Origin of the sequence: Streptomyces sp. NPDC092296, from assembly GCF_044755465.1 — a bacterium.
Taxonomy (GTDB): Bacteria; Actinomycetota; Actinomycetes; order Streptomycetales; family Streptomycetaceae; genus Peterkaempfera.
Genome location: NZ_JBIVRB010000018.1, coordinates 59,430 through 81,253 on the forward strand (window position 1 = coordinate 59,430; position 21,824 = coordinate 81,253).

Here is a 21,824-nt window from a genome sequence, read left to right on the forward strand (position 1 = left end):
GACCGGTTTCGCTGGGCCGACCGGTTTCGCTGGGCCGACGGGTTTCGCTGGGCCGACGGGTTTCGCCTGATCCGCCGGTTTCATCGGGTCCGCCGATTTCACTGGCCATGCGGGGCTCCTTGGTGAGATGACTCCCCCTGCCGGCCGAACCGGGTCGGGCCGGCGGCCCCCCGCAATGAGCCTGACACCCGGGGCGCCGGTCGGCACTTCGGCCGACGGCCGCCACCGGGTGCGGCTGGCCGCGTCCGGTGGTCGAATGGAAGTGCGGCGGTGCCACCCGCCCGTCGCAGCATGCCTGGTACCGGGAACCATGAGGAGCCCAAGATGAGCGACAACGCCAACAGGGCCGGGTACTCGGCGGGCCGGACGGCCCACCGGGTGGAACGGCGGCCGTCGGCGCAGCAGGCCGCCGACCCGATCAGCGACAAGATCGACCGGCTGAAGGAGATCAGCGACCTGCGGGACCAGGGCGCGCTGACCGACGCCGAGTTCGAGGCCCGCAAGAGCCGCATCCTCGCTTCCTGAACAGTTCCCCGACCGGCCTCCCGCGCGGGAACACGCTGCGGCGGCGTCCCGCCCGGTGCCGCCGGGGCGGGGGTACAGCAGGGGTATAAAGGCCGCATGTCGGACGAGAGCGAGACCGGGCCGGCCACGGCACCGTACGGCGACCTGAGCCCGGCCCGCCGACGCCGGCTGCTGCTGCGGTCGCTGCTGCGTTCCGCGCTGACGGTGGCGCTGCTGGTCGCCCTGTATGCCCTGGTGCCGCTGGAGGGCCCGGTCGACCTGGCCAGGGTCGTCGTGCCGGCGGTGGGGCTGGTGGTCTTCCTGGTCGTGGTCGTGGCCCAGGTACGGGCCGTCGTACGCTCCGACCACCCCTGGCTGCGCGCCCTGGAGGGGCTGGCCTGCGCCGTTCCGCTGTTCCTGCTGCTGTTCGCGGTGACGTACTACCTGTTCGCCCGGGAGGTGGCGGGCTCGTTCAACGAACCGCTGGACCGGGTGGACGCGCTGTACTTCGCAGTCACCGTGTTCGCGACGGTGGGGTTCGGTGACATCGTGCCGACCACGGGGGCGGCGCGGGTGCTGACCACGGTGCAGATGGTCGCGGACCTGGTGGTGATCGGCGTGATCGTCAAGGCGCTGCTGGGGGCGGTCCAGGTCGGCCGCCGCCGCCAGAGGGGGGCGGATCGGAGCGGGGGGTGACACCACCGGGGGATGCGGGTGACCGGTACGTCCGGCGCTCTCCGCCCACGGCGGGCTGTCCGCGCAGTTCCCAGAGCCCCTGGCACGGGCCACCCAGGCCGACGGCGGACACCACCGGGGAACACGAGTGACCGATACGTCCGACGCACTACGACAACGCGGCGCGTCCCTCGGCACGGGCCACCCAGGGGCGCGAGGAACTGCGCGAACAACCCACCGGCGTGCCGCAGGGTCGACGCAGACACCAGACCCCCACCCACCCAGGGGCGCGAGGAACTGCGCGAACAACCCGGGACCGAGCCGCACCGGACCGCAGTCCCAGCCACCCTCCGGCCGTCCCACCGCCCAACCGCCCTCGGCCGCCCCCGGCCGTCCGGCCGTCCAACCGCCCAGCCGCCCGACCGCCCAGCCGCCCAGCCGCCCTCGGACCGCCTACCCGCGATCCCCCGCCGCCGCGTTGCGCCACGCCTCCATCCCGGCCAGCGACGCCTCCCGGGCCTGGCGCAGCCGGGCCGCCGCCCGTTCGCTCGGCGGCACCTCCAGCTGTCGTACCCAGCGCCGCCCGGCACTGGCGAGGGCGTAACCGGCCAGCGCGATACCGGCGGACGCCAGCAGCGCACCCCCGGCGGTGAGCGCGGCCCCGACGCTGATCAGCCGACTGTCGATCTCCAGCGACCGCACGGCGGAAGGAAGGTGGTGATGGTTCATGCCTTCACCATGCGGTACCACGCCGCCGCCCGCATCCCGAGCCCCGGCCGCCACCCGTCCCCGCCACCCGCCCCGCCCCGGGATGCCGGAAGCGACCCGCCGACCCACCCTGGACACACGGGGAGCGAGCGGACCGAGGAGCGGCGAGGATGGCCCAGGCCGAGCAGGCCGCCCAGCCGGCGGACCTCCACACCCTGCTGCGCAGCCCCGGCTACCGGCGCCTGCTGCTGCTCTCCGCCCTGGCCGGCATCCCCATCTCGCTGATCGCCTTCGCCTTCGTCGCCCTCCAGCACGCCATGCAGCACGGTGTCTGGGTGTCGCTGCCGCACGCGTTCGGCAGGTCCGCCGCGCCCTGGTGGTGGCCGCTGCCGTGCCTGGCGCTGGCCGGCCTGCTGGTGGCGTGGGTGGTCGTCCGGCTGCCCGGTCGCGGCGGCCACGTACCGGTGGACGGGCTCGGCGGCGCGCCGACGCTGCCGTCCCAGCTGCCCGGGGTGGTGCTGGCGGCGCTGGTGGGCCTGTCGCTGGGGGCGGTGCTCGGCCCGGAGGCACCGCTGATGGCGCTCGGCGGCGGGCTGGCGCTGTCGACCGTACGGTCCGCCGAGCGGGCCGAGGTGCCGCAGCTCGGCGCGGTGCTGGCCACCGCCGGCGCGGCCGCCGCCATCTCCACCATCTTCGGCAACCCGCTGATCGCTGCGGTGCTGCTGATCGAGGCGGCGGGGATCGGCGGACCCCGGCTGTATGCGCTGATCCTGCCCAGCCTGCTGGCCAGCGGGGTGGGGGCGCTGGTCTTCACCGGGTTCGGCTCCTGGACCGGCCTGGGGATCGGGTCGCTCACGCTGCCGCTGGCCCAGCCGACGGCGCAGCCGGACGCGGGCGACTTCCTGTGGGGCGTACCGCTCGCCGTACTGATCGCGGTGGGCGCGGCAGGAGCGATGGCACTCGCCCGGCGGGCCGCCGTCTGGACGGCGCGGCGCACCGTGCGGCGGACCGTGCTGTGCGCGGTGCTGGTCGGGGTCTGCGCGGCCGGCTATGCGCTGGCCACGGACCGGGCGCCCGACGAGGTGCTGCTCTCGGGCCAGGCCACGCTGGCGGCGGTGGCCACCGACCCGCACGCGTGGCCGGTCTCCGCGCTGCTGCTGCTCGTCCTGTTCAAGGGCCTCGGCTGGGCGATCTCGCTGGGCAGCCTGCGCGGCGGCCCGATCTTCCCCGCCGTGCTGCTGGGCGCGGCGCTCGGGCTGGCCTGCGCGGGGCTGCCCGGCTTCGGCGTGGTCCCGGCCATGGCGGCCGGGATGGCGGCGGCGGCCACGGCGGCGCTGCGGCTGCCCGTCTCGGCGGTGGTGCTGGCCACGCTGCTGCTGGGCCGGGACGGGACCGACCAGATTCCGCTGGTGGTGATCGCCGCGGTCGTCGCCTTCGTCACCGGCGAGCTGCTGCGCCGCCGGTCCCCGGCCGCCGCCGAGGGCGGGTGAGTACGGCTCAGTGCCTGCGGTGGCGCGGTCCGCGCTGGTCGCGGTAGTGCGGGCCGCCGATCAGGAAGAGCAGGGTCAGTACGCAGATGGCCAGCACCAGCAGCGCAAAGCCGATCATCTCAAGAGCGATCATCACGGCTCCTTCCGTCCGGTGGCCGGAAACCGGCAGCCCAACCCGGCGATGCACCCCGGTATGCACCCATTAAGGCATGGCGGCGCGGCCACCGCAGAAGTCCGCGATCGTGGCGCCGGGGCGGCGCCGACGCCGGGCCCGGACGACGGATGACCGGCCCCTGGGCGGGGACCGGTCATCCGTTCGGTACGGCTCGTACGTACAGACTCGTACGGTCAGAGGATGGCGCCCGGGGTGTACTTGGCGGCCTCGGGGAACCGGTCCGCGACCTGCTGCACGCGGCGGACCACCTCGGCGACCTGGGCGGCGGCCGCGCCGGTGAAGGAGAGCCGGTCGGCGAGCAGCTCGTCCAGCTGCGGGCGGTCCAGCGGGATGCGCTCGTCGGCGGCGAGCCGGTCCAGCAGCTCGTTGTGACGGGCGCCCTCGCGCATCGCCAGCGCGGAGGCCACCGCGTGCTCCTTGATCACCTCATGGGCGGTCTCCCGGCCGACCCCGGCCCGCACCGCGCCCATCAGCACCTTGGTGGTGGCCAGGAACGGCAGGTAGCGGTCGAGCTCCGCCTCGATGACGGCGGGGAAGGCGCCGAACTCGTCCAGCACCGTCAGGAAGGTCTCCAGCAGGCCGTCGAAGGCGAAGAAGGCGTCCGGCAGCGCGACCCGGCGGACCACCGAGCAGGAGACGTCACCCTCGTTCCACTGGTCGCCGCCCAGCTCGGCGGTCATCGAGGCATAGCCGCGCAGGATGACGGCGAGGCCGTTGACGCGCTCGCAGGAGCGGGTGTTCATCTTGTGCGGCATCGCGGACGAGCCGACCTGGCCGGGCTTGAAGCCCTCGGTGACCAGCTCGATCCCGGCCATCAGCCGGATGGTCTTGGCCAGGCTGGACGGGGCGGCGGAGAGCTGCACCAGTGCGCTGAGCACGTCGAAGTCCAGCGAGCGCGGGTAGACCTGGCCGACGCTGGTGAGCACCTGCTCGAAGCCGAGGTGCCCGGCGACCCGGCGCTCCAGCTCGTCCAGCTTGGCGGCGTCGCCGCCGAGCAGGTCCAGCATGTCCTGGGCGGTGCCGACCGGGCCCTTGATGCCGCGCAGCGGGTAGCGGCCGATCAGCTCGTCCAGCCGGGTGAAGGCGGCCAGCAGCTCGTCGGCGGCGGTGGCGAAGCGCTTGCCGAGGGTGGTGGCCTGAGCGGCGACGTTGTGCGAGCGGCCGGCCATCACCTGCTCGGAGTACTGGGCGGCCAGCGCGCCGAGCCGGACCAGCACGGCGACGGTGCGCTCCCGGACGTGCTCCAGGGACTGGCGGATCTGGAGCTGCTCGACGTTCTCGGTGAGGTCCCGGGACGTCATGCCCTTGTGGATCTGCTCGTGCCCGGCCAGCGCGCTGAACTCCTCGATGCGCGCCTTGACGTCATGCCGGGTGACCCGCTCACGGGCGGCGATCGACTCCAGGTCGACCTGGTCGACCACGCGCTCGTAGTCGGCGACGGCGTCGGCGGGGACCTCGATGCCGAGATCCTGCTGTGCTTTGAGCACGGCCAGCCACAGGCGGCGCTCCAGCACCACCTTGTGCTCGGGGGACCACAGCCTGGCCAGCTCCGCAGAGGCGTACCGGGCGGCGAGGACATCGGGGATGTTGGGCTTGGCGCTCACGTTTCGCAAGCCTAACAGTCTGCCCCGCCCCTCCCCACAGCCGGGGCAACCGGGCCCCCGGGCAGCACTGGACGTCTGCGGCGCGGCCAAAACCCGGCCCCTGCTCGTCGGCTCCGTCCACTTCTCCGCCCCTCCCCGCAGCTTCCCGGGAGGCTCCCCCGAGCAGCCATGCACCTCCCCGGCCGTGTGGGAGGCACGGTGCAGACCTCAGCCAACCGAGCCGGGGCCTTCGAGTGCCGGCCAAGCCGAGAGAACAGCACACGACACCAGACGGACCACCCCCGCCCGCGCGGGGAGAACGACTCGGCCGCTTCGGCTGTCGCGAACCGGGACGGACCACCCCCGCCTGCGCGGGGAGTGGGAGTGCCCCGCGTTCGAGATGGTCTTCCACTTCGGATCACCCTCGCGGGGGCGGGGGTGGTTACTTCTTTTTGGGGGGTGTGGGGGTCTGGGGGCGGGTGAGGTGGTCGAGGACGGGGATGAGGTGGTCGACGCCGCCGACGAGGGTGGGGGCGGTGCGGTATTTGCCCTGGACGACGAGGCTGGGGAGTTCGGGGATCTCGTAGCGCTCCATCAGGGCCGGGGCTTCGCGGGTCTCGCGGGCGACCTGGTCGGACTCGTAGGCGTCGGTGAAGCCGTCCCGGTCGATGCCCTGGGCGGCGGCCCAGTCGGCTGCGGCGTCCTCGGTGGTCAGGTCGGTGTGCTGGTCGCGTACGGCGTGGAAGACGGCGGACTGGAGGCGGTCGACCAGGCCCAGCCGCTCCAGGGTGTAGTAGAGCCGGGCGTGGCCCGACATGGCCGGGACGTCGGGCCAGACGGCCGGGACGCGGCGCAGCCGTACGTCGGCGTGGCGGGCGGCCCAGGCCTCCAGCGGCTTCTCCAGGCGGTGGGAGTGCTCGCAGTCGTACCAGAAGAACTCCACCACCTCCCGGCCGCCGCGCTCCTGGACGGCCTGGGGGTGGGCCAGCTTCACGTACTGCGCACCCTCGCGTGGTGCGTCGGCGGCGGCGGTCCGGGGGCAGATGGTCGCGGCGACGGCGGCCAGCACGACGGCCACCCGAGTCAAGTGCTTCATCGCTGAACCGTGGCACCGCGCCGCCCCGCCGCTCGCGGGGCGCACGGCGGACGGCCCCGGATTCGCCCGGCCGGGCGACGGCTCAGCGGACCAGCAGGTCGGCCAGGCGGTCCAGCTCGGCGCCGGGGTCGGCGGTGAGGCCGGTGTGGACCGGGCCCGGCTGGACCACCGTGCTGCGCGGCGCCGTCAGCCAGCGGAACCGCTTGCCGGGAGCGTCGGCCGCCGCCGGTCCCGCCCGTTCGCCGCCGAGGCAGACGCCCTCGACGCCGAGCAGCACCCGCCGTACGCCCGCGAGGTCGGCTGCCGGGTCCAGGGCCAGCAGCCGGGCGTCGTCCAGGTGGGTGCGTACGCCGATGAACTCGGCGGTGCGGCAGTAGAGCAGCACCCCGACGTTGATGTACTCGCCGCGCTCGATCCGGGGCACCGCCCGCAGCAGCGCGTACTCGAAGTCGTGCCGCAGCTGCGGTCCGTCCGTCATGCCGCCACCTCCGGGAGCCAGTCGCGGGGGCCGGCCGTGCGGGCGGCGAGCTGGGCGACGTACGCCGCGCGGACCGCGTCCGGGGAGTCGAAGCCGGGTTCGTCGGTCAGCCACTCGTCGGGGATCAGGGCCGCCGCCTCGCCCAGCAGCGCTTCGGTGACCAGCGGCGCCAGGTCGCGGTCGGCGGCCGCCAGGTCGGGGGCGAACCGGGCCAGGGCGTGGTCGGCCGCGTCGAAGGGGCGGCGGGTCCAGCCGGCGGCGCCGGGCCAGTGGTGGTGGAAGATCAGGCAGGCGCCGTGGTCGATCAGCCAGAGCTGCCCGTCGGCCATCAGCAGGTTGGGGTTGCGCCAGGAGCGGTCCACATTGCCGATCAGCGCGTCGAACCAGACGATGCGGCCCGCCAGCTGCGGGTCCACCTCGAAGCAGAGCGGGTCGAAGCCGAGCGCGCCGGAGACGAAGGCCATGCCGAGGTTGACCCCGCCGCTGGCCCGCAGCTGGTCCTGGATCTGCTGGTCGGGCTCGCTGCGGGCGAGGACCGGGTCGAGCCGCAGCCGCAGCAGGCCCGGCACCGGCAGGCCGAGCCGCCGGCCCAGCTCACCGGCCAGCACCTCCGCGACCAGCGCCTTGCGGCCCTGCGCGGCGCCGACGAACTTGGCGACGTAGACGCCCAGGTCGTCGCCCTCGACGACCCCCGGCATCGATCCGCCCTCACGCAGTGGCGTCACATAGCGGATCGCCGTCACCTCGGGAAGCACCGTGCCACCCTACCGCCGGTGATCAGCAACCCCCGACGCCGATCCGGCCGGGGCCCTCCGGCCCTGGGCCCCGGGCCCGCAGAGGCATGATCCGCCGCTGCGCGGTGAGGAGGAGTACCGAGGCGGGCCCGCAGAGGCGGCAGGGCCGTGCCCCGCGTGCGACCGTGGCCGCAGGCGGGGCACGGCACCGCGCCAGGCAGGCCGGCGACGGTGGTGACCAGCACTGTGTGAGGGGTGTCAGATGGAACGACCTCGGATTCTGGTGGCGGGCGGCGGCTTCGCCGGCGTGGAGTGCGCCCGGCGGCTGGAGCGCCGGCTGGCGCCCGCCGAGGCGGAGATCGCGCTGGTCACGCCGTACAGCTACCAGCTGTATCTGCCGCTGCTGCCGCATGTGGCCGCCGGGGTGCTGACCCCGCAGTCGGTGGCCGTGTCGCTGCGGCGCACCCTGCGGCGTACCAACATCCTGCCGGGCGGCGCGATCGGCATCGACAGCGAGGCGAAGACCTGCGTCATCCGCACCATCTCGGACGAGATCGTCGCCAAGCGGTACGACTACCTGGTGCTGGCCCCCGGCAGCATCACCCGGACCTTCGACATCCCGGGGCTGAACGAGTACGCCCGGGGTATGAAGACGCTGGCCGAGGCCGCGTACATCCGCGACCACGTGATCGCGCAGCTGGACCTGGCGTCCGCGACGCAGGACCGGGCGGAGCGCGAGTCGCGGCTACAGTTCGTGGTGGTCGGCGGCGGTTACGCGGGCACCGAGACGGCGGCCTGCCTCCAGCGGCTGACCACGGCGGCCTGCAAGCGCTATCCCCGGCTGGACCCCAGGCTGATCAGGTGGCACCTGATCGACATCGCCCCCCGGCTGATGCCCGAGCTCGGCGAGAAGCTGGGCCGCACCGCGCTGGAGATCCTCAAGCGGCGCGGGGTCGAGGTCTCGCTGGGGGTGTCGGTCGCGGAGGTCGGCGCGGACACGGTGAAGTTCACCGACGGCCGGCTGCTGCCGAGCCGCACCCTGATCTGGACGGCGGGGGTGGCGGCCAGTCCGCTGGTGGGCACCCTGGGCGCGGAGACGGTCAAGGGGCGGCTCGCGGTCACCGCCGAGATGCGGGTGCCGCACTGCGACGGGGTGTTCGCGCTGGGCGACGCGGCGGCCGTACCGGACCTGACCAAGGGCGACGGCGCGGTCTGCCCGCCGACCGCGCAGCACGGGCAGCGGCAGGGCAGGACGGTGGCCGACAATGTCATCGCCATGCTGCGCAACCAGCCGCTGAAGCCGTACCACCACCATGACCTGGGCCTGGTGGTGGACCTGGGCGGTACGGACGCGGTGTCCCGGCCGCTCGGCGTGGAGCTGCACGGCCTCTCGGCGCAGGCGGTGGCGCGCGGGTACCACCTGATGGCGCTGCGCACCAATGTCGCCAAGGCCCGGGTGGCCGCCAACTGGGCGCTGAACGCGGTCGCGGGCGACGACTTCGTCCGCACCGGCTTCCAGGCCCGCAACCCGGCGGCGCTGCGGGACTTCGAGTTCACCGACTCGTATCTGACCCGGGATCAGGTGATGGAGCACACCCGGTCGCTGCTGGCCAAGGGCTGACAGCCATCCGGCAGCGCGGACGGTCTCATCCGTACGGGTGAGGCCATCCGCCGCGTACCGGTCACTCGTACGGGTGAGGACCGGGCGACCGGCGGGGGCGCTGCGACCCAGGTGGCGGGCGGTGCCGGGCCCGACACGCCGCAGTGGGACGGGCCGGGGCGGCGCGGCGGCGCCGGTAGCGTCCCACGTCCATGCGACCGCTCTCCCCCGCCGCGCTGCGCGCGCGGCTGCCCCGCCGCGCCGTCCTGGGCGCCGCCGCGGCCACCACGCTGGCCACCGCGACCCCGGCCCGCCGGGCCGCCGCCGCCCCGCCGCCGACCGCCGCCACCGACCGGGCGGCGCTGCCGTCGGACGCGACGATCGCCCGGCAGGTGCGCGCCGAGTTCCAGCACAGCTGGGAGGGGTACAAGCGCGCCGCCTGGGGCTATGACGAGGTGCGGCCGGTGTCGGGCCGCCACAACGACTTCTTCCTGCGCGGCCGGTCCTTCGGCCTGTCGATCGTGGAGGCGCTGGACACCCTGTACGTGATGCAGCTGGACGCGGAGGTCAAGCGGTCCGCCGACTGGATCGAGAAGCACCTCGACCCGGCGGTGGACGGCGACATCCATGTCTTCGAGGCGGTGATCCGGCTGGTCGGCGGCCTGCTGGCGGGCCATCTGTGCACGGGTCGGCCGAAGCTGCTGAAGCGCTGCCGGGAGCTGACGGACCGGCTGCTGCCGGCCTTCACCGCCTCGCCCACCGGCATCCCGTATACCAGGGTCAATCTGCGGACCGGCGCGGTCTCCGGCTCCACCCCGCCGCTGGCGGAGGTGGGCAGCAACATCCTGGAGTTCGGCCTGCTCTCCCAGCTCACCGGGGACGGCCGGTACTACGACGCGGCCAAGGGCGCCTACCGGGCGGTGCTGGAGCGCCGCTCGTCGCTGGACCTGCTGGGCACCACCATCGACGTGGAGACCGGCCGCTGGGTGGACTACACCTCCAGCGCGCCGAATCCGCCGGTGGACTCCTTCTACGAGTACCTGTGGGCGGGCTGGGAGCTGTTCGGCGACCCGGAGCTGCGGGACTGGTACCGGCTGCTGACCGACGCGGTGCTGCGCGAGCAGGCGGAGCGGCGCGACGGGCTGCTCTGGTTCAACCAGGTCGACCCGGACACCGGCGAGCTGCTGGGCACCGGGCAGTCGGAGCTGGGCGCCTTCTACGCCGGTCTGCTGGCCAGGGGCGGCGACCGGGCGGCGGGCGAGGACTACTACCGCTCCTGGACGGCGCTGCTCGACCGGTACCCGGTGCTGCCGGAGGGCGTCGACTTCGACGCGGAGGAGGTGACCTCGGCCCGCAACGACCTGCGGCCCGAGTACGTCAACTCCTCCTTCGACCTGTGGCGGCTCACCGGCAACGCCACCTACAAGCGCTCCGCCTACCGGTACTTCCAGGGGCTGCGCGGCCATCTGCGGGTGTCCGGCGGCTACACGGTGGCCGCCGATGTGCTCGCCAAGCCGATGCGGCTGGGCGACCTGACGCCGGGCTACTGGTTCGCGGAGAACCCCAAGTACCTGTACCTGATGTTCGCCGACTCGCCGCGCTTCGACCGGCGCCGGGGGCTGCTGTCCACCGAGGGCAAGATCCTGCGCGGCGCCGTACGCCGCTGACCGGCCGCGCCGCCCTGCGGGCCATCGGCGCCGCCCGGTTCCGGTCAGGCCAGGCGGTACACGGTCAGGCGGGGCGGTACACGGTCAGTGCCCGGCGCTGCTTGCCCAGCAGCAACGCGTCGGGCGCGGGCGCCACCTCGCCGTCGTACGCCAGGTCGGGGACCGCCGCCAGGCCGGTGATCCGCAGCCGGGGCAGCCGGGCGGCGGTGTACACCCGGGAGCGGCCCAGGGTGCCGGTGAGGACGGCGGCGACCAGCCGGGTGCGGGCGAAGGGGGTGCTGCCGTCGACCACCCGGACGTCGAGCAGGCCGTCGTCCAGCCGCTGCCGGTAGGTGGGGGCGAAGCCGTCCGGCAGATAGCGGCCGTTGCCGGCGAACAGCAGCCACAGGCGGCGCGGGCGGCCGGCCACCGACACCTCCAGCGGCCTGGCGGTACGCAGCACCCGGACCAGGCCGACCGCGACGGCGGGCCACTTGCCGAGGCTGCCCTCCAACTGCTCGCGGGCGCGGACCAGTTCGGGGTAGACGCCGATGCTGAAGGTGTTGAGGAAGCGCAGCTCCGGACCCGACGTACCCGACGTACCCGACGCGCCCGCCCCGCCCTCCGGCCGGACCAGGCCGAGGTCCACGGCGACCGCCTGGCCGCCGTCCACCGCGTCGGCCGCCGCCTCCAGCGTCGGCACGCCCAGGTCGAGCGCGAAGTGGTTGAGGGTGCCGCCCGGGAAGACCGCCAGCGGTACGCCGCCGCGCGCGGCGACGACCGCCGCCGCGTTGACGCTGCCGTCGCCGCCGCAGATCCCGAGCGCCCCGCCGCGCCGGGCGGCCCGGCGGGCGCCCTCCGCCAGCAGTTCGCCCAGGTCGTCGTCGGCCTGGCAGCGCAGGAGTTCGGCGGCCGGGAGCAGCGTCGCCAGCCGGTCCGCGCAGCTGGTGAAGGGGCCCACGGCGGAGGCGCCCGCCCGGTCGTTGACCACCACGACCAGCCCCTCGCCGCCGGGCAGCGCCGGGGCGGCGACGCGCGGCCGGGCGGCGGCGGGGGCCTGCGGGCGCAGCGGCCACCAGCGGCAGGTGAGGGCCGCCGCGCCCACGCCGAGGGCGCAGCCCGCCAGGACGTCGCCGGGGTAGTGCACGCCCACGTAGACCCGGGAGGCGGCGACGGCGGCGGCGACCGGTGCGACCAGGGCGCCGAGCCGGGGCGACTCCAGCAGGACGCCGGTGGCGAAGGCGGCGGCCGAGGCGGAGTGGCCGGAGGGGAAGGAGCTGGTGCCGGGCTGCCGGGCGAGCTGGCGGACCAGCGGCACGGCGTCGGTCAGCGGGCGGTGCCTGCGGGTGAGCCACTTGCCGGCCGTGTTGGCGGCCAGCGAGGCGACGGCCAGCGCGCCGAGGCCGCGCAGCGCGGCGCGTCTGGCCGGCCGGTGTCCGGTGGCGGCGAGCAGCGCGGCCGTACCCGTCCACAGCAGGCCGTGGTCGGCGGCCCGGCTGAGGCGTGGCAGCACCGGGTGGGCGCCGCGCAGGCGGCTCACGGCCACGCGGTCGAACAGGCGGCGGTCGAGCTGGCTGATCGTCTGCATGCCCGGTGGCTACCCCGCCGCCGCGCCGCCATGGCTGCCGGGGTCAGACCGGGCGGGTGGTGGCGGCGGGGCGGTGGCCGAGGACGGCGGTGATGTCGGCGGCGAGGGCGGGGACCTCCCGGGCCGTCAGGGTGGAGACGGTGATCCGGATGCCGGGTGGCGACTCCAGGCGGAAGCGGGCGCCGGGGGTGGTGGCCCAGCCGCGCTGGAGCAGGCCGGAGACGGCGGCGGCCTCGTCGCGGACCGGGAGCCAGACGTTGAGTCCGCTGGTCCCGTGGGCGGTCACCCCGTGGGCGGCGAGGGCGGTGAGCAGGGCGTCGCGCCGCTCCCGGTAGGCGGCGGCGATCCGCTGGGCGGGGGCGGCCTCGGTGCGCCAGAGTTCGGCGACGGTGCGTTGGAGCAGGTGGCTGACCCAGCCGGCGCCGAGCCGCTGCCGGCCGAGTACCCGGTCGATGGTGGCGCCGTCGCCCAGGGCGACGGCGAGCCGCAGGTCGGGGCCGTACGCCTTGGCCGCGGAGCGGATCACGGCCCAGTGGGCGGGGACCGGGTCCTGGCCGGGGGCGGCGGCGAGCGGCCGGTAGGGCAGGTCGACGATCCCGTGGCCGTGGTCGTCCTCGATCAGCAGGACGCCGGGGTGGGCGGCCAGCACGGCGCGCAGGTCGCGGGCGCGGTCGGCGCTGAGGGCGGCGCCGGTGGGGTTCTGGGCGCGGTTGGTGACGACCAGGGCGCGGGCGCCGGCCGCCAGCGCGCGGGCGACCTGCTGCGGCCGGGGGCCCTCGTCGTCCACGGCGACCGGTGCGGCCCGCAGGCCGAGCGCGGGCACCAGGTCGAGCAGGCTGCTCCAGCCGGGGTCCTCCACCGCGACGGTGTCGCCGGGGCGCAGATGGACGGCGAAGATCCGTTCGATGGCGTCCAGTGAACCGGAGAGGACGGCCGTCCGGCCGGCGGGGGCGCCGTCGGCGCGGAAGGAGGCGTGGGCGAGGTCGTGCAGTACGGGGTCGGCGGACGGGCAGCCGTAGAGCACGGGGTCGCGGTCGAGCGAGGCGGCCGCGGCGGCGGTGGCCGGGGCGAGCGGCGGCAGCAGGGCGGGGTCGGGGTTGCCGGCGCTCAGGTCGCGGGTGCCGGGCGGCACTTCGACGCGGATCTCGTCGCGGCTGGTCACGGCGGGCCGGGGGCGGATGCGGCTGCCGCGCCGCCCGGCGGTCTCGATGACGCCCCGGTCGCGGAGCAGCCGGTAGGCGGCGGCGACCGTGTTGGGGTTGACGCCGAGGTGGGCGGCGAGGTCGCGCAGCGGCGGCAGCGCCTGGCCCGGCCGCAACTCGCCGCTGCCGACCGCCCGTTCGACATCGGCGGCGATCTCCGTGGCACGGCGGCCCTGGATTGGATATTCTCCTAGCACAAACCACATTATGCACTAGTACAGAGGTTGCCATGTCGACCCACACCGAACCGCCGTACCCGCAGACCCCGCGCACCACCCCCACCCGCTACCGCGACCGCGCCACCTGGGAGCGGGAGGCCGTCCACGCCATCCTCGACGAGGGCTACCTCTGCCACCTCGGCTTCGTGGTGGACGGCGCCCCGGTGGTGCTGCCCACCATCTACGCCCGCGTCGGCGACCGGCTGTACGTCCACGGCTCGACCGGCTCCCGTCCGCTGCGCGCGGCGGCCGACCCCGGCATGCCGGTCTGCGTCACCGTCACCCTGGTGGACGGCCTGGTGCTGACCCGTTCCGCCTTCAACCACTCGATCAACTTCCGCTCCGTGGTGGCCCACGGCACCGCGCACCGGGTCACCGACCCGGCGGAGCTGGCCGTCGCGCTGGACGCCCTGGTCGACCAGGTGGTGCCCGGCCGGTCCGCCGACTGCCGGCCCGCCGACGCCAAGGAGCTGGCCGCGACGGCGGTCGTCCGGCTGGACCTGGACGAGGTGTCGGCCAAGGTCCGCGCCGACGACGCGGACGACGAACCGGCCGACCTGGCGCTGCCGCACTGGGCGGGCGTGGTCCCGGTCCGCACCGTACGGGGCACGCCCGTCCCGGACGCCGCACTGCCGCCGGAGCAGCCGCTGCCCCCGTACCTGCGCGACGCCGGCTGAGGGAGGACCCGTGCTGATCCGCTCCTGGGACCGCGGCGAGGAGGCCGAGTGGCGCGCCTGGCTCGCCGAAGGCCGCGACTTCGGGCTGCTGGCCGCCAACGGCCCGCCCGGCGCCGGTCCGCTGCTGACCCCCACCCACTTCCTGCTGGACGCCGACCGGGGCGAGATCCTGATCCACCTGGCCGCGCCCAACCCGCTCTGGGCGGCACTGCGCGCCGACCCGCACGCCACCCTCGCGGTCACCGACGACTACGCCTTCGCCCCCGGCCACTGGCGGGCCACCGGCGGCACCCCGCCGGAGCACTCCACGCCCACCAGCTACTACGCCTCCGTGCAGTTCGACTGCACCGCCGAGATCCTGGACGACCCGGCGGACAAGGCCGAGGTGCTGACCCGGCAGCTGGCGCACTTCCAGCCCGAGACACCGATCGACCCCATCGTCCCCGGCAGCGGACCGTTCGGCGGCCAACTGCCCGGCATCCGGGCGCTGCGGCTGACGGTGGTCCGGGTGCGGGCCAAGTTCAAGTACGACGACAAGAAGCCCCCGGCGGTGCAGGCCGTCGCCGCCGAGCGGCTGGCCGAGCGGGCGCTGCCGCGCGACGCCGGGGCCAGGGCCCAGCTGCTGCGCCGGGCCGCCGCCCGCGCTCCGGGGTGCCCGGTGGACTGACCCCACCGGCCGACTGCTCTGCCTGGTTTCCTGCGATTTACAGGGGATCGTCGGCTTTTGCTGGTGTGATGGAAGCGGATCACGTCCGACCCGCCGCGCGGGCGGTCCGCCCCAGCCCTCGGGAGCCCATCCTGACCAGCACCGCACCGGCGCCCCACGCCGGCGAGACGCCACTGGCCCATGTCGTCTTCATCGCCGCCAGCGCGGCCATGGGCGGCTTCCTGTTCGGCTACGACAGCGCCGTCATCAACGGCGCGGTGACCGGTATCCAGCAGCACTTCGCGGTCGGCCCCGGCGAGACCGCCCAGACGGTGGCCGCCGCGCTGCTGGGGTCGGCGGTGGGCGCGGCGGTCGCCGGGTGGCTGGCCGACCGGTTCGGCCGCATCCGCATCATGCAGCTGGCGGCGGTGCTCTTCGCGATCAGCGGCGTGGGCTCGATGTTCCCGCCGAGCATCGAGGTGCTGGCCGCCTGGCGGGTGGTCGGCGGCATCGCCATCGGCATGGCCTCGGTGATCGCCCCCGCCTACATCGCGGAGGTGTCGCCCGCCGCCTACCGGGGCCGGCTCGGCTCCTTCCAGCAGCTGGCGATCGTGCTCGGCATCTCCATCTCCCAGCTGGCCAACTACGCCCTCAACCAGGCGGCGGGCGGCGACTCCAGCGGTCAGCTGGCGGGCATCCAGGCCTGGCGCTGGATGCTCGGCGTGGAGGCGATCCCGGCCCTGGTGTACGGCCTGATGTCGCTGGCCATCCCCGAGTCGCCCCGCTACCTGGTCGCCTCCGGCCGCGAGGCCAAGGCCCGCCGGGTGCTCACCGAGGTCGAGGGGCCGGCGGCCGACCTGGACGCCCGGATCTCCGAGATCCGCTCCGTACTGGAGACCGAGCACCGCTCCCGGCCGCGCGACCTGCTGGGCGGTCGCTTCGGGCTGCTGGCGATCGTCTGGATCGGGATCGGCGCCTCGGTGTTCCAGCAGTTCGTCGGGATCAACGTCATCTTCTACTACTCGTCGCTGCTCTGGCAGTCCGTCGGGATCAACGAGAGCAACTCACTGCTGATCAGCCTCTCCACCTCGATCATCAACATCATCGGCACGGTGATCGCCATGTCGCTGGTGGACCGGGTCGGCCGCAAACCGCTCGCACTGGCCGGCTCGGCGGGGATGACGGTCGCGCTGGCGGTCGCCTCCTGGGCCTTCTCGTATCGCACCGGCACCGGCGACACCGCGTCCATCCCCAATGCGCAGGGGGCGGTGGCCCTGGTCGCGGCGCACTTCTTCGTGCTCTGCTTCGCCTTCTCCTGGGGTGTGGTGGTGTGGGTGCTGCTGGGCGAGATGTTCCCCAACCGCATCCGGGCGCTGGCGCTGGGGGTGGCGGCGGCCGCGCAGTGGCTGGCCAACTGGGCGATCACCGTGTCGTTCCCGTCCCTCTCGGACTGGAACCTGTCGGCCACCTACGCCGTCTACGCCGGCTTCGCGCTGCTGTCGATCCCGTTTGTGGCCTTCTGCATCCGGGAGACCCGGGGCCGCACCCTGGAGTCGATGGGCTGAGGCCGCCACCGGTCCCGGCCCCGCTCAGGTTCCGTCCCCGCTCAGGGGTTCCGTCCCCGCTCAGGCCCCGGACCCGCTCAGGCCCCGGACCCGCTCAGGCCCCGGACCCGCTCAGGTCCCGGCCCGGACCGCCCGCCGGACGCTCTCGCAGCGGGCGCGCACCACGGCCGGGTCGATGCCCACCGAGCAGAGGATCTGCCCGGACCGGCTGGCCGGGTCGGCGGCCAGCGCCGCCAGCAGCGGCAGCCCACCGGGGCCGTCCGCCGCCCGGCGCACCGCCCGCTCCAGCGCGGCGGCGGCCGCCGCACTCCAGCGCGGGCCGACCGCGCCCCGGGCCGCCAGCGGCGGCACCGCCGGGCCGCCGGTCGACCGGGTCGGGCAGCGGCTCTCGGCGACGGCCCGCCAGGGCCGGCCGAAGCCGATGCTGCGCTGCACCAGATACCCCATCAGCCGGGCCGTCTGCTCCGGCCTCGGGGCGGCGGCGGCCAGCGCGTCCGGGTCGGACTCCAGCAGGGAGTGCAGCAGGTGGCCGGTGTCGACCTCGCCGTCACCGGCCCGCGTCGCACGGCGGCGCGCCGCCGCGACCACCGCGCGCAGGGCGGCGGGCAGCTCGGGTGTGCGAGTGGTGCCGAAGGTGTCTGGCTGCACGGTTCCACCACATCACTCGGCCCGGGGCGCGGTCGTCCGCTCGGGGGACCGTCCCGGGGTGCACCAGGAGGAGGACCGGCGCGGAGGGCGCTCCTCCGTGAGAAGGAGGCCTCCCCCGCCGGGATGGCTGAAGCAGTCTGCTGCGTACGGTGACGGGGCGTCAACCCACAGGTACGGCCATCGCCCGTACGCGCCGTCCGGGTACGCTGGACAGCGGCCGACGCCCAGGTCGGGGCGGATCGGCCGGGCACCACCGGACGGCGAGCCACCGGAACGGGCCACCGGAACGGGCCACCGGAACGGGTCAGCGTGGTGCCACCCTCAGGGCGGCAGGGGCGCATACCATCGTCCGCGCGGACCGCCCCGGTCCCCCGCGCGCCCCACGGCAGCGGCGCGCGCCTCGCACGCCGTCCCCGAGGAGGGGCCATGACCGACCCGGACGGTCCCCGGCAGAACGTCTCCTTCCCGAGCAACGGCGCCGAGGCCCACGGCTACCTCGCGCTGCCGCCCGGCGGGTCGGGACCGGGACTGGTGGTGGTCCAGGAGTGGTGGGGGCTGACCTCGCACATCGCGGGCATGGCCGACCGGTTCGCCGCCGAGGGCTTCACCGTGCTGGCCCCCGACCTGTTCGGCGGCGCCACCACCCATGACGCCGAGGAGGCCGCGCGGCTGCTGCGGGAGCTGCCGGTGGACCGGGCCGCCCGCGACCTGCGCGGCGCGGTGGACTTCCTGCTGGCCCACCCGGCCACCACCGGTGGAGCGGTCGGCGTGGTGGGGTTCTGCATGGGCGGCGGCTTCGCGCTGGTGCTGGCCGCGCAGGAGGGTGACCGGGTGGCGGCGGCGGTGCCGTTCTACGGCCTGCCGGGCGTCCCGGAGTACGACTACCGGGGGTTGACAGCCCGGGTGCTGGGCCATTATGGCGAGCAGGACGACCACATCCCGATGCGCGCGGTGGACGCCGCCGCCGTCCGGATCGAGGCCGCGTCGGGCCGCAAGCCGGAGATCCACTTCTATCCGGCGGGCCACGCCTTCATGAACGACGAGAACCTGCTGGGCACCTACGACCCCGAGCAGGCCGGCATCGCCTGGCGCCGCACCCTGGCCTTCCTCCGCGGCGTCCTCAGCTGACACCCGCGCCCCGCCCACCCCCAGGGGCGCGAGGACCCGCGCGCACACCCCCACCGGCCCGGCGCGCGTTCCGTCCGCCGGACAGTTGCCCAGCCCCTCCGTCAGTGCGATCCTCCGACCACACCGACAGCAGTCGAGGGAGCAGAGCACCGTGACCATGCCTACCGCCCACTCCACGGACGCGGACCCGGCCGCCGCCCCGGAGCACGTGGACGTACTCATCGTGGGCGCCGGCCTGTCCGGGATCGGTGCCGCCTGCCACCTCCGGCAGGAGGCGCCCGGCACCACCTACGCGATCCTGGAGGCGCGCGGCGCCAGCGGCGGGACCTGGGACCTGTTCCGCTACCCCGGCGTCCGGTCGGACTCCGACATGTTCACCCTCGGCTATGCCTTCCGCCCCTGGCAGGAGGCCAAGTCGATCGCCGGCGGCGCGGAGATCCTGCACTACCTCCGGGAGACCGCGACGGAGTACGGCGTCGACGAGCACATCCGCTACCACTCCCGCGTGGTGCGGGCCGACTGGTCCACGCCGGAAGCCCGCTGGACCGTCACCGTCGAGCACACCGACTCGGGCGCCCGCACCACCCACACCTGCCGCTTCCTCCACCTCTGCTCGGGCTACTACCGCTACGACGAGGGCTACACGCCGGCCTGGCCCGGCCGCGAGGACTTCACCGGTACGGTCGTGCATCCGCAGCACTGGCCGGCGGACCTGGACATCGCCGGCAAGCGGGTGGTCGTCATCGGCAGCGGCGCGACGGCCTTCACCCTGGTCCCGGCGCTGGCGGCGACGGCCTCGCGGGTGACCATGCTCCAGCGCTCACCGTCCTTCGTGATGTCGGTGCCCGTCCACGACCCCGTCGCCAGGCTGCTGCGCAGGGTGCTGCCCGAGCACCGGGCCCATGCGCTGACCCGCTGGAAGAACGTACGGGTGTCGATCGCACTGTACGGGCTGTGCCGCAGGTACCCGGCCCGGATGCGGGCGCTGATCCGCAAGGGCGTCCTCAAGCGCCTGCCGGCCGGCTATGACGTCGACACGCACTTCAACCCGCCCTACCAGCCCTGGGACCAGCGGATGTGCCTGGTGCCGAACGGCGACTTCTTCCGGGCGATCCGATCCGGCAAGGCCGAGGTGGTGACCGACCACATCGACGCGTTCACCGCCTCCGGGCTGCGGCTGCGCTCCGGCGCCCGGCTGGAGGCCGAGGTGATCGTCACCGCGACGGGGCTCGACCTGCTCCCGCTGGGCGGCATCGAGCTGGCCGTGGACGGGGAGCCGGTGCTGATCCCGGAGCGGGTCGCCTACAAGGCGATGATGCTGGACGGGGTCCCCAACCTGGCCTTCGCGCTCGGCTACACCAATGCCTCCTGGACGCTCAAGGTCGACCTGGTCTCCTCGTACGTCGCCCGGCTGCTGCGCGCCATGGCGCGGTCCGGGTACGCGGTCGTCACCCCCCGGCTGCCGCGTGAGCCCATCAGGACGACGCCGTTCGTCGAGATGACCTCCGGCTACTTCCAGCGCTCCCGCGCACTCCTGCCGCTCCAGGGCGACCGGGCGCCCTGGCGGCTGTGGCAGCACTACCGCAAGGACGCGCTGCTGTTCGGCGAGCCGCTGGACGACGCCGAGTTGGAGTTCCGCCCGGCCGCCGCACCCGCCGGACGCCCGCGCCGCTGACCCGACCCGGACCCGGCGGGCCGCCGCCGCCCTCCGCCGTCAGGGCCAGAGCAGGCCGCGGCGCCAGCCGCCGTCGGCGCCCCGGGTGTAGACGAGCCGCACATGGCGGCGGTCGGGCGCGCCCTGCCAGAACTCCACCTCATCGGCGAGCAGCGCGTACAGGGTGTGCCCGGGGGCGACGGCGTCCGGTTCGCGGTCCAGCAGCGCGGCGGCCTCGTCCCAGGCCGCCGCCAGCTCCCCGGCGCCGTCCAGGGGCTCGCTCTGCCGGCCCACCAGGGAGGCGGTCCGGGAGGCGGGGCTCCGCCGCCGGAACTCGGCGGCGGCCCGGTCGGCGGGCGCCGCCTCCACCCGGCCGCGCAGCCGGACCTGCCGGCCCTGCGCGGGCCAGTAGACGGAGATCGCCGCCCATGGGGTGGCCGCCAGCTGGCGGCCCTTGGGGCTGTCCGCGTCGGCGGCGAACCACCAGGCGCCACGGGCCGCGTCCACGTCCCGCAGGGCCAGCACCCGGGCGTCGGGGCGGCCGTCGGCGTCCACCGTGCTGAGGGTGACCACCTGCGCGTCCGGTACGTCCTCGGCCAGCGCCTGGAGCAGCCAGTCGACGAAGAGCGGCCCCGGCTCGGCGGGCGCCGGCCCCGGGTCGAAGGAGGGGAGTGCGCGGGCCATCGGCGGCCTGTCGTACAGCAACCGCCCGAGCGGGCCGGCCTGCTGTCCGCCGGACCCGGTGCCTTCCGCCACGTGCCGCACCGACTCGCCTCCTCACAGTGCCGACCCGGACGGGGCGGCACTGTGATCATTCCACGCCGGTGCCGCCGCACAACCGGGCGGGGCCAGCGGGGGGTCAGTCCTCCTCTGCCAGGATCAGGTAGAGCTTCTTGCGGGCCTCGGCCACGACCGCGACGGCCTTGGTGCGCTGCTCGGGGCTGCCGGTGGCCACCACCTGCCGAAGCGCGTCGAACAGGCCGCCGAGCGACTTGCGGACGTCATGGACGGCCTCCCAGTCGATGTCCGGACCGGCCGCCTCCTCCCAGGGCGCCGCCGAGCCCGCTTCGGCCTCGGCGCGGCCGGTGTCGGTGAGTTCGAACAGGCGCTTGCCGCTGCTCTCCTGACTGCTGATCAGGCCCTCCTCCTCCAGCATCTGGAGGGTCGGGTAGACCGAGCCGGGGCTCGGCCGCCAGGCACCGGAGGTGCGCTCGGCGACCTCCTGGATCATCTCGTAGCCGTGCATGGGCCGCTCCTTGAGCAGCGCCAGCAGGGACGCCCGGACATTGCCCCGCCGGGCCCGCCCACCGGGCCGGCCACGGCCGCGCGGCCCGTGCCCGAAGGGCCCGAACCCGGGCCCGAAGCCCTGACCGCCGCCGAACCCGGGCCCGAACGGCCCGAAAGCCGGACGCCCCTCGAACGGCCCCGGGCCTTCGCCGTGCGGGTGTCGGTGATGGCCGTGCTGACCGGCCTCGAAGAAGGGATTGCCGCGTCGCATGGTGCTACTTCCTCTCGTCGTACATCGGCGTACTGTCTCCGTACGCTCCCGATGCCTCAACGATATATCGGTAACTGTCGTCGGTCAACGAAAAACATCGCTGCTGCTGCTGCCGCGCGGGTGTGCTCGGTGACGCCCCTGGGTGTCAGGGAGCGCCTAGCGGGTGCGGTGTGGGTGGTGGAAGCCGACGGAAGGTCGGCGCCGCGACGGCTGACAGACGGCCGCCACCCTGTCCCGCGCGGCCGGGCATCGCCCACGCACTGAGCACCGGCCGCGCCGGCAAAGCGGTCGCCATGCTCGCGGGCACCGCC

General features: G+C 74.8%; 21 protein-coding genes. 10 read left to right on the top strand and 11 right to left on the bottom strand.

The window, feature by feature from the left end; genetic code table 11:
• Nucleotides 1-324: 324 nt before the first annotated feature.
• Both ACIQGZ_RS26755 and ACIQGZ_RS26760 read left to right on the top strand, forming a co-directional pair.
• Nucleotides 325-525: an SHOCT domain-containing protein gene (locus tag ACIQGZ_RS26755; RefSeq protein ID WP_402606500.1), complete on the top strand. Its 201-nt coding sequence runs from the start codon at nt 325-327 to the stop codon at nt 523-525.
• A gap of 96 nt (nt 526-621) precedes the next feature.
• Nucleotides 622-1,200 carry a potassium channel family protein gene (locus tag ACIQGZ_RS26760; protein ID WP_402606502.1) on the top strand — a complete coding sequence of 193 codons (579 nt, stop codon included), beginning with the start codon at nt 622-624 and terminating at the stop codon, nt 1,198-1,200.
• Nucleotides 1,201-1,632: 432 nt separating this feature from the next.
• Here ACIQGZ_RS26760 and ACIQGZ_RS26765 read toward each other — a convergent pair whose 3' ends face one another.
• A complete protein-coding gene (locus tag ACIQGZ_RS26765; RefSeq protein WP_402606504.1) occupies nt 1,633-1,908 on the bottom strand; it encodes a hypothetical protein in 276 nt (91 codons plus the stop codon).
• 149 nt (nt 1,909-2,057) lie between these two features.
• On the opposite strand from ACIQGZ_RS26765, the gene ACIQGZ_RS26770 reads away from it, so the two are divergent.
• Nucleotides 2,058-3,377 (top strand): chloride channel protein, encoded by a 1,320-nt coding sequence (locus ACIQGZ_RS26770; RefSeq protein WP_402606507.1) that lies wholly within the window; start codon nt 2,058-2,060, stop codon nt 3,375-3,377.
• A gap of 7 nt (nt 3,378-3,384) precedes the next feature.
• Here ACIQGZ_RS26770 and ACIQGZ_RS26775 read toward each other — a convergent pair whose 3' ends face one another.
• The 5 genes from ACIQGZ_RS26775 to ACIQGZ_RS26795 all read right to left on the bottom strand — a co-directional run bounded on the left by ACIQGZ_RS26775 (nt 3,385) and on the right by ACIQGZ_RS26795 (nt 7,464).
• On the bottom strand, nt 3,385-3,510 hold the full coding sequence (locus ACIQGZ_RS26775; RefSeq protein ID WP_402606510.1) for a hypothetical protein: 126 nt from the start codon (nt 3,508-3,510) through the stop codon (nt 3,385-3,387).
• A gap of 215 nt (nt 3,511-3,725) precedes the next feature.
• A complete protein-coding gene (purB, locus tag ACIQGZ_RS26780; RefSeq protein WP_402606512.1) occupies nt 3,726-5,156 on the bottom strand; it encodes an adenylosuccinate lyase in 1,431 nt (476 codons plus the stop codon).
• 421 nt (nt 5,157-5,577) lie between these two features.
• Complete coding sequence (locus ACIQGZ_RS26785) at nt 5,578-6,231, bottom strand: thiol:disulfide interchange protein DsbA/DsbL (protein ID WP_402606514.1); 654 nt, start codon at nt 6,229-6,231, stop codon at nt 5,578-5,580.
• Nucleotides 6,232-6,313: 82 nt separating this feature from the next.
• Nucleotides 6,314-6,709 carry a DUF3037 domain-containing protein gene (locus ACIQGZ_RS26790; protein ID WP_402606516.1) on the bottom strand — a complete coding sequence of 132 codons (396 nt, stop codon included), beginning with the start codon at nt 6,707-6,709 and terminating at the stop codon, nt 6,314-6,316.
• Nucleotides 6,706-7,464 carry a HipA family kinase gene (locus ACIQGZ_RS26795; RefSeq protein ID WP_402606518.1) on the bottom strand — a complete coding sequence of 253 codons (759 nt, stop codon included), beginning with the start codon at nt 7,462-7,464 and terminating at the stop codon, nt 6,706-6,708. Before ACIQGZ_RS26795 ends, ACIQGZ_RS26790 begins: the two co-directional genes overlap by 4 nt.
• Before the next feature lie 241 nt (nt 7,465-7,705).
• Between ACIQGZ_RS26795 and ACIQGZ_RS26800 the strand changes: the two genes are divergently transcribed.
• Together ACIQGZ_RS26800 and ACIQGZ_RS26805 are read left to right on the top strand one after the other, a co-directional pair.
• Nucleotides 7,706-9,064 (top strand): NAD(P)/FAD-dependent oxidoreductase, encoded by a 1,359-nt coding sequence (locus tag ACIQGZ_RS26800; protein ID WP_402606520.1) that lies wholly within the window; start codon nt 7,706-7,708, stop codon nt 9,062-9,064.
• A 191-nt stretch (nt 9,065-9,255) separates the two neighbouring features.
• Nucleotides 9,256-10,710: a glycoside hydrolase family 47 protein gene (locus ACIQGZ_RS26805; protein WP_402606523.1), complete on the top strand. Its 1,455-nt coding sequence runs from the start codon at nt 9,256-9,258 to the stop codon at nt 10,708-10,710.
• 64 nt (nt 10,711-10,774) lie between these two features.
• Here ACIQGZ_RS26805 and ACIQGZ_RS26810 read toward each other — a convergent pair whose 3' ends face one another.
• Together ACIQGZ_RS26810 and ACIQGZ_RS26815 are read right to left on the bottom strand one after the other, a co-directional pair.
• Nucleotides 10,775-12,277 (bottom strand): phosphatase PAP2 family protein, encoded by a 1,503-nt coding sequence (locus ACIQGZ_RS26810; protein WP_402606525.1) that lies wholly within the window; start codon nt 12,275-12,277, stop codon nt 10,775-10,777.
• A gap of 43 nt (nt 12,278-12,320) precedes the next feature.
• Nucleotides 12,321-13,676 carry an aminotransferase class I/II-fold pyridoxal phosphate-dependent enzyme gene (locus ACIQGZ_RS26815; protein WP_402606528.1) on the bottom strand — a complete coding sequence of 452 codons (1,356 nt, stop codon included), beginning with the start codon at nt 13,674-13,676 and terminating at the stop codon, nt 12,321-12,323.
• A gap of 32 nt (nt 13,677-13,708) precedes the next feature.
• Between ACIQGZ_RS26815 and ACIQGZ_RS26820 the strand changes: the two genes are divergently transcribed.
• The 3 genes from ACIQGZ_RS26820 to ACIQGZ_RS26830 all read left to right on the top strand — a co-directional run bounded on the left by ACIQGZ_RS26820 (nt 13,709) and on the right by ACIQGZ_RS26830 (nt 16,585).
• Complete coding sequence (locus ACIQGZ_RS26820) at nt 13,709-14,374, top strand: pyridoxamine 5'-phosphate oxidase family protein (protein ID WP_402606531.1); 666 nt, start codon at nt 13,709-13,711, stop codon at nt 14,372-14,374.
• Nucleotides 14,375-14,384: 10 nt separating this feature from the next.
• The gene (locus ACIQGZ_RS26825; protein ID WP_402606533.1) at nt 14,385-15,041 is read left to right on the top strand and encodes an FMN-binding negative transcriptional regulator; all 657 of its coding nucleotides are present in this window, start codon (nt 14,385-14,387) and stop codon (nt 15,039-15,041) included.
• A gap of 68 nt (nt 15,042-15,109) precedes the next feature.
• Nucleotides 15,110-16,585, top strand: a complete 1,476-nt coding sequence (locus tag ACIQGZ_RS26830) for a sugar porter family MFS transporter (RefSeq protein ID WP_402606536.1) — start codon at nt 15,110-15,112, stop codon at nt 16,583-16,585.
• 111 nt (nt 16,586-16,696) lie between these two features.
• Here the strand turns inward: ACIQGZ_RS26830 and ACIQGZ_RS26835 are convergent, their stop codons facing one another.
• Nucleotides 16,697-17,233, bottom strand: a complete 537-nt coding sequence (locus ACIQGZ_RS26835; protein WP_402606539.1) for a Clp protease N-terminal domain-containing protein — start codon at nt 17,231-17,233, stop codon at nt 16,697-16,699.
• Between the two features lie 426 nt (nt 17,234-17,659).
• Here ACIQGZ_RS26835 and ACIQGZ_RS26840 point away from each other — a divergent pair, with 426 nt between their 5' ends.
• Both ACIQGZ_RS26840 and ACIQGZ_RS26845 read left to right on the top strand, forming a co-directional pair.
• Nucleotides 17,660-18,361 (top strand): dienelactone hydrolase family protein, encoded by a 702-nt coding sequence (locus ACIQGZ_RS26840; RefSeq protein ID WP_402606541.1) that lies wholly within the window; start codon nt 17,660-17,662, stop codon nt 18,359-18,361.
• Nucleotides 18,362-18,518: 157 nt separating this feature from the next.
• Complete coding sequence (locus ACIQGZ_RS26845; RefSeq protein ID WP_402606610.1) at nt 18,519-20,036, top strand: flavin-containing monooxygenase; 1,518 nt, start codon at nt 18,519-18,521, stop codon at nt 20,034-20,036.
• 39 nt (nt 20,037-20,075) lie between these two features.
• Here the strand turns inward: ACIQGZ_RS26845 and ACIQGZ_RS26850 are convergent, their stop codons facing one another.
• Nucleotides 20,076-20,780, bottom strand: a complete 705-nt coding sequence (locus ACIQGZ_RS26850) for a pyridoxal 5'-phosphate synthase (RefSeq protein WP_402606543.1) — start codon at nt 20,778-20,780, stop codon at nt 20,076-20,078.
• Nucleotides 20,781-20,874: 94 nt separating this feature from the next.
• Nucleotides 20,875-21,513, bottom strand: coding sequence for a PadR family transcriptional regulator (locus ACIQGZ_RS26855; protein WP_402606545.1), 639 nt, complete (start codon nt 21,511-21,513; stop codon nt 20,875-20,877).
• Nucleotides 21,514-21,824: the final 311 nt, after the last annotated feature.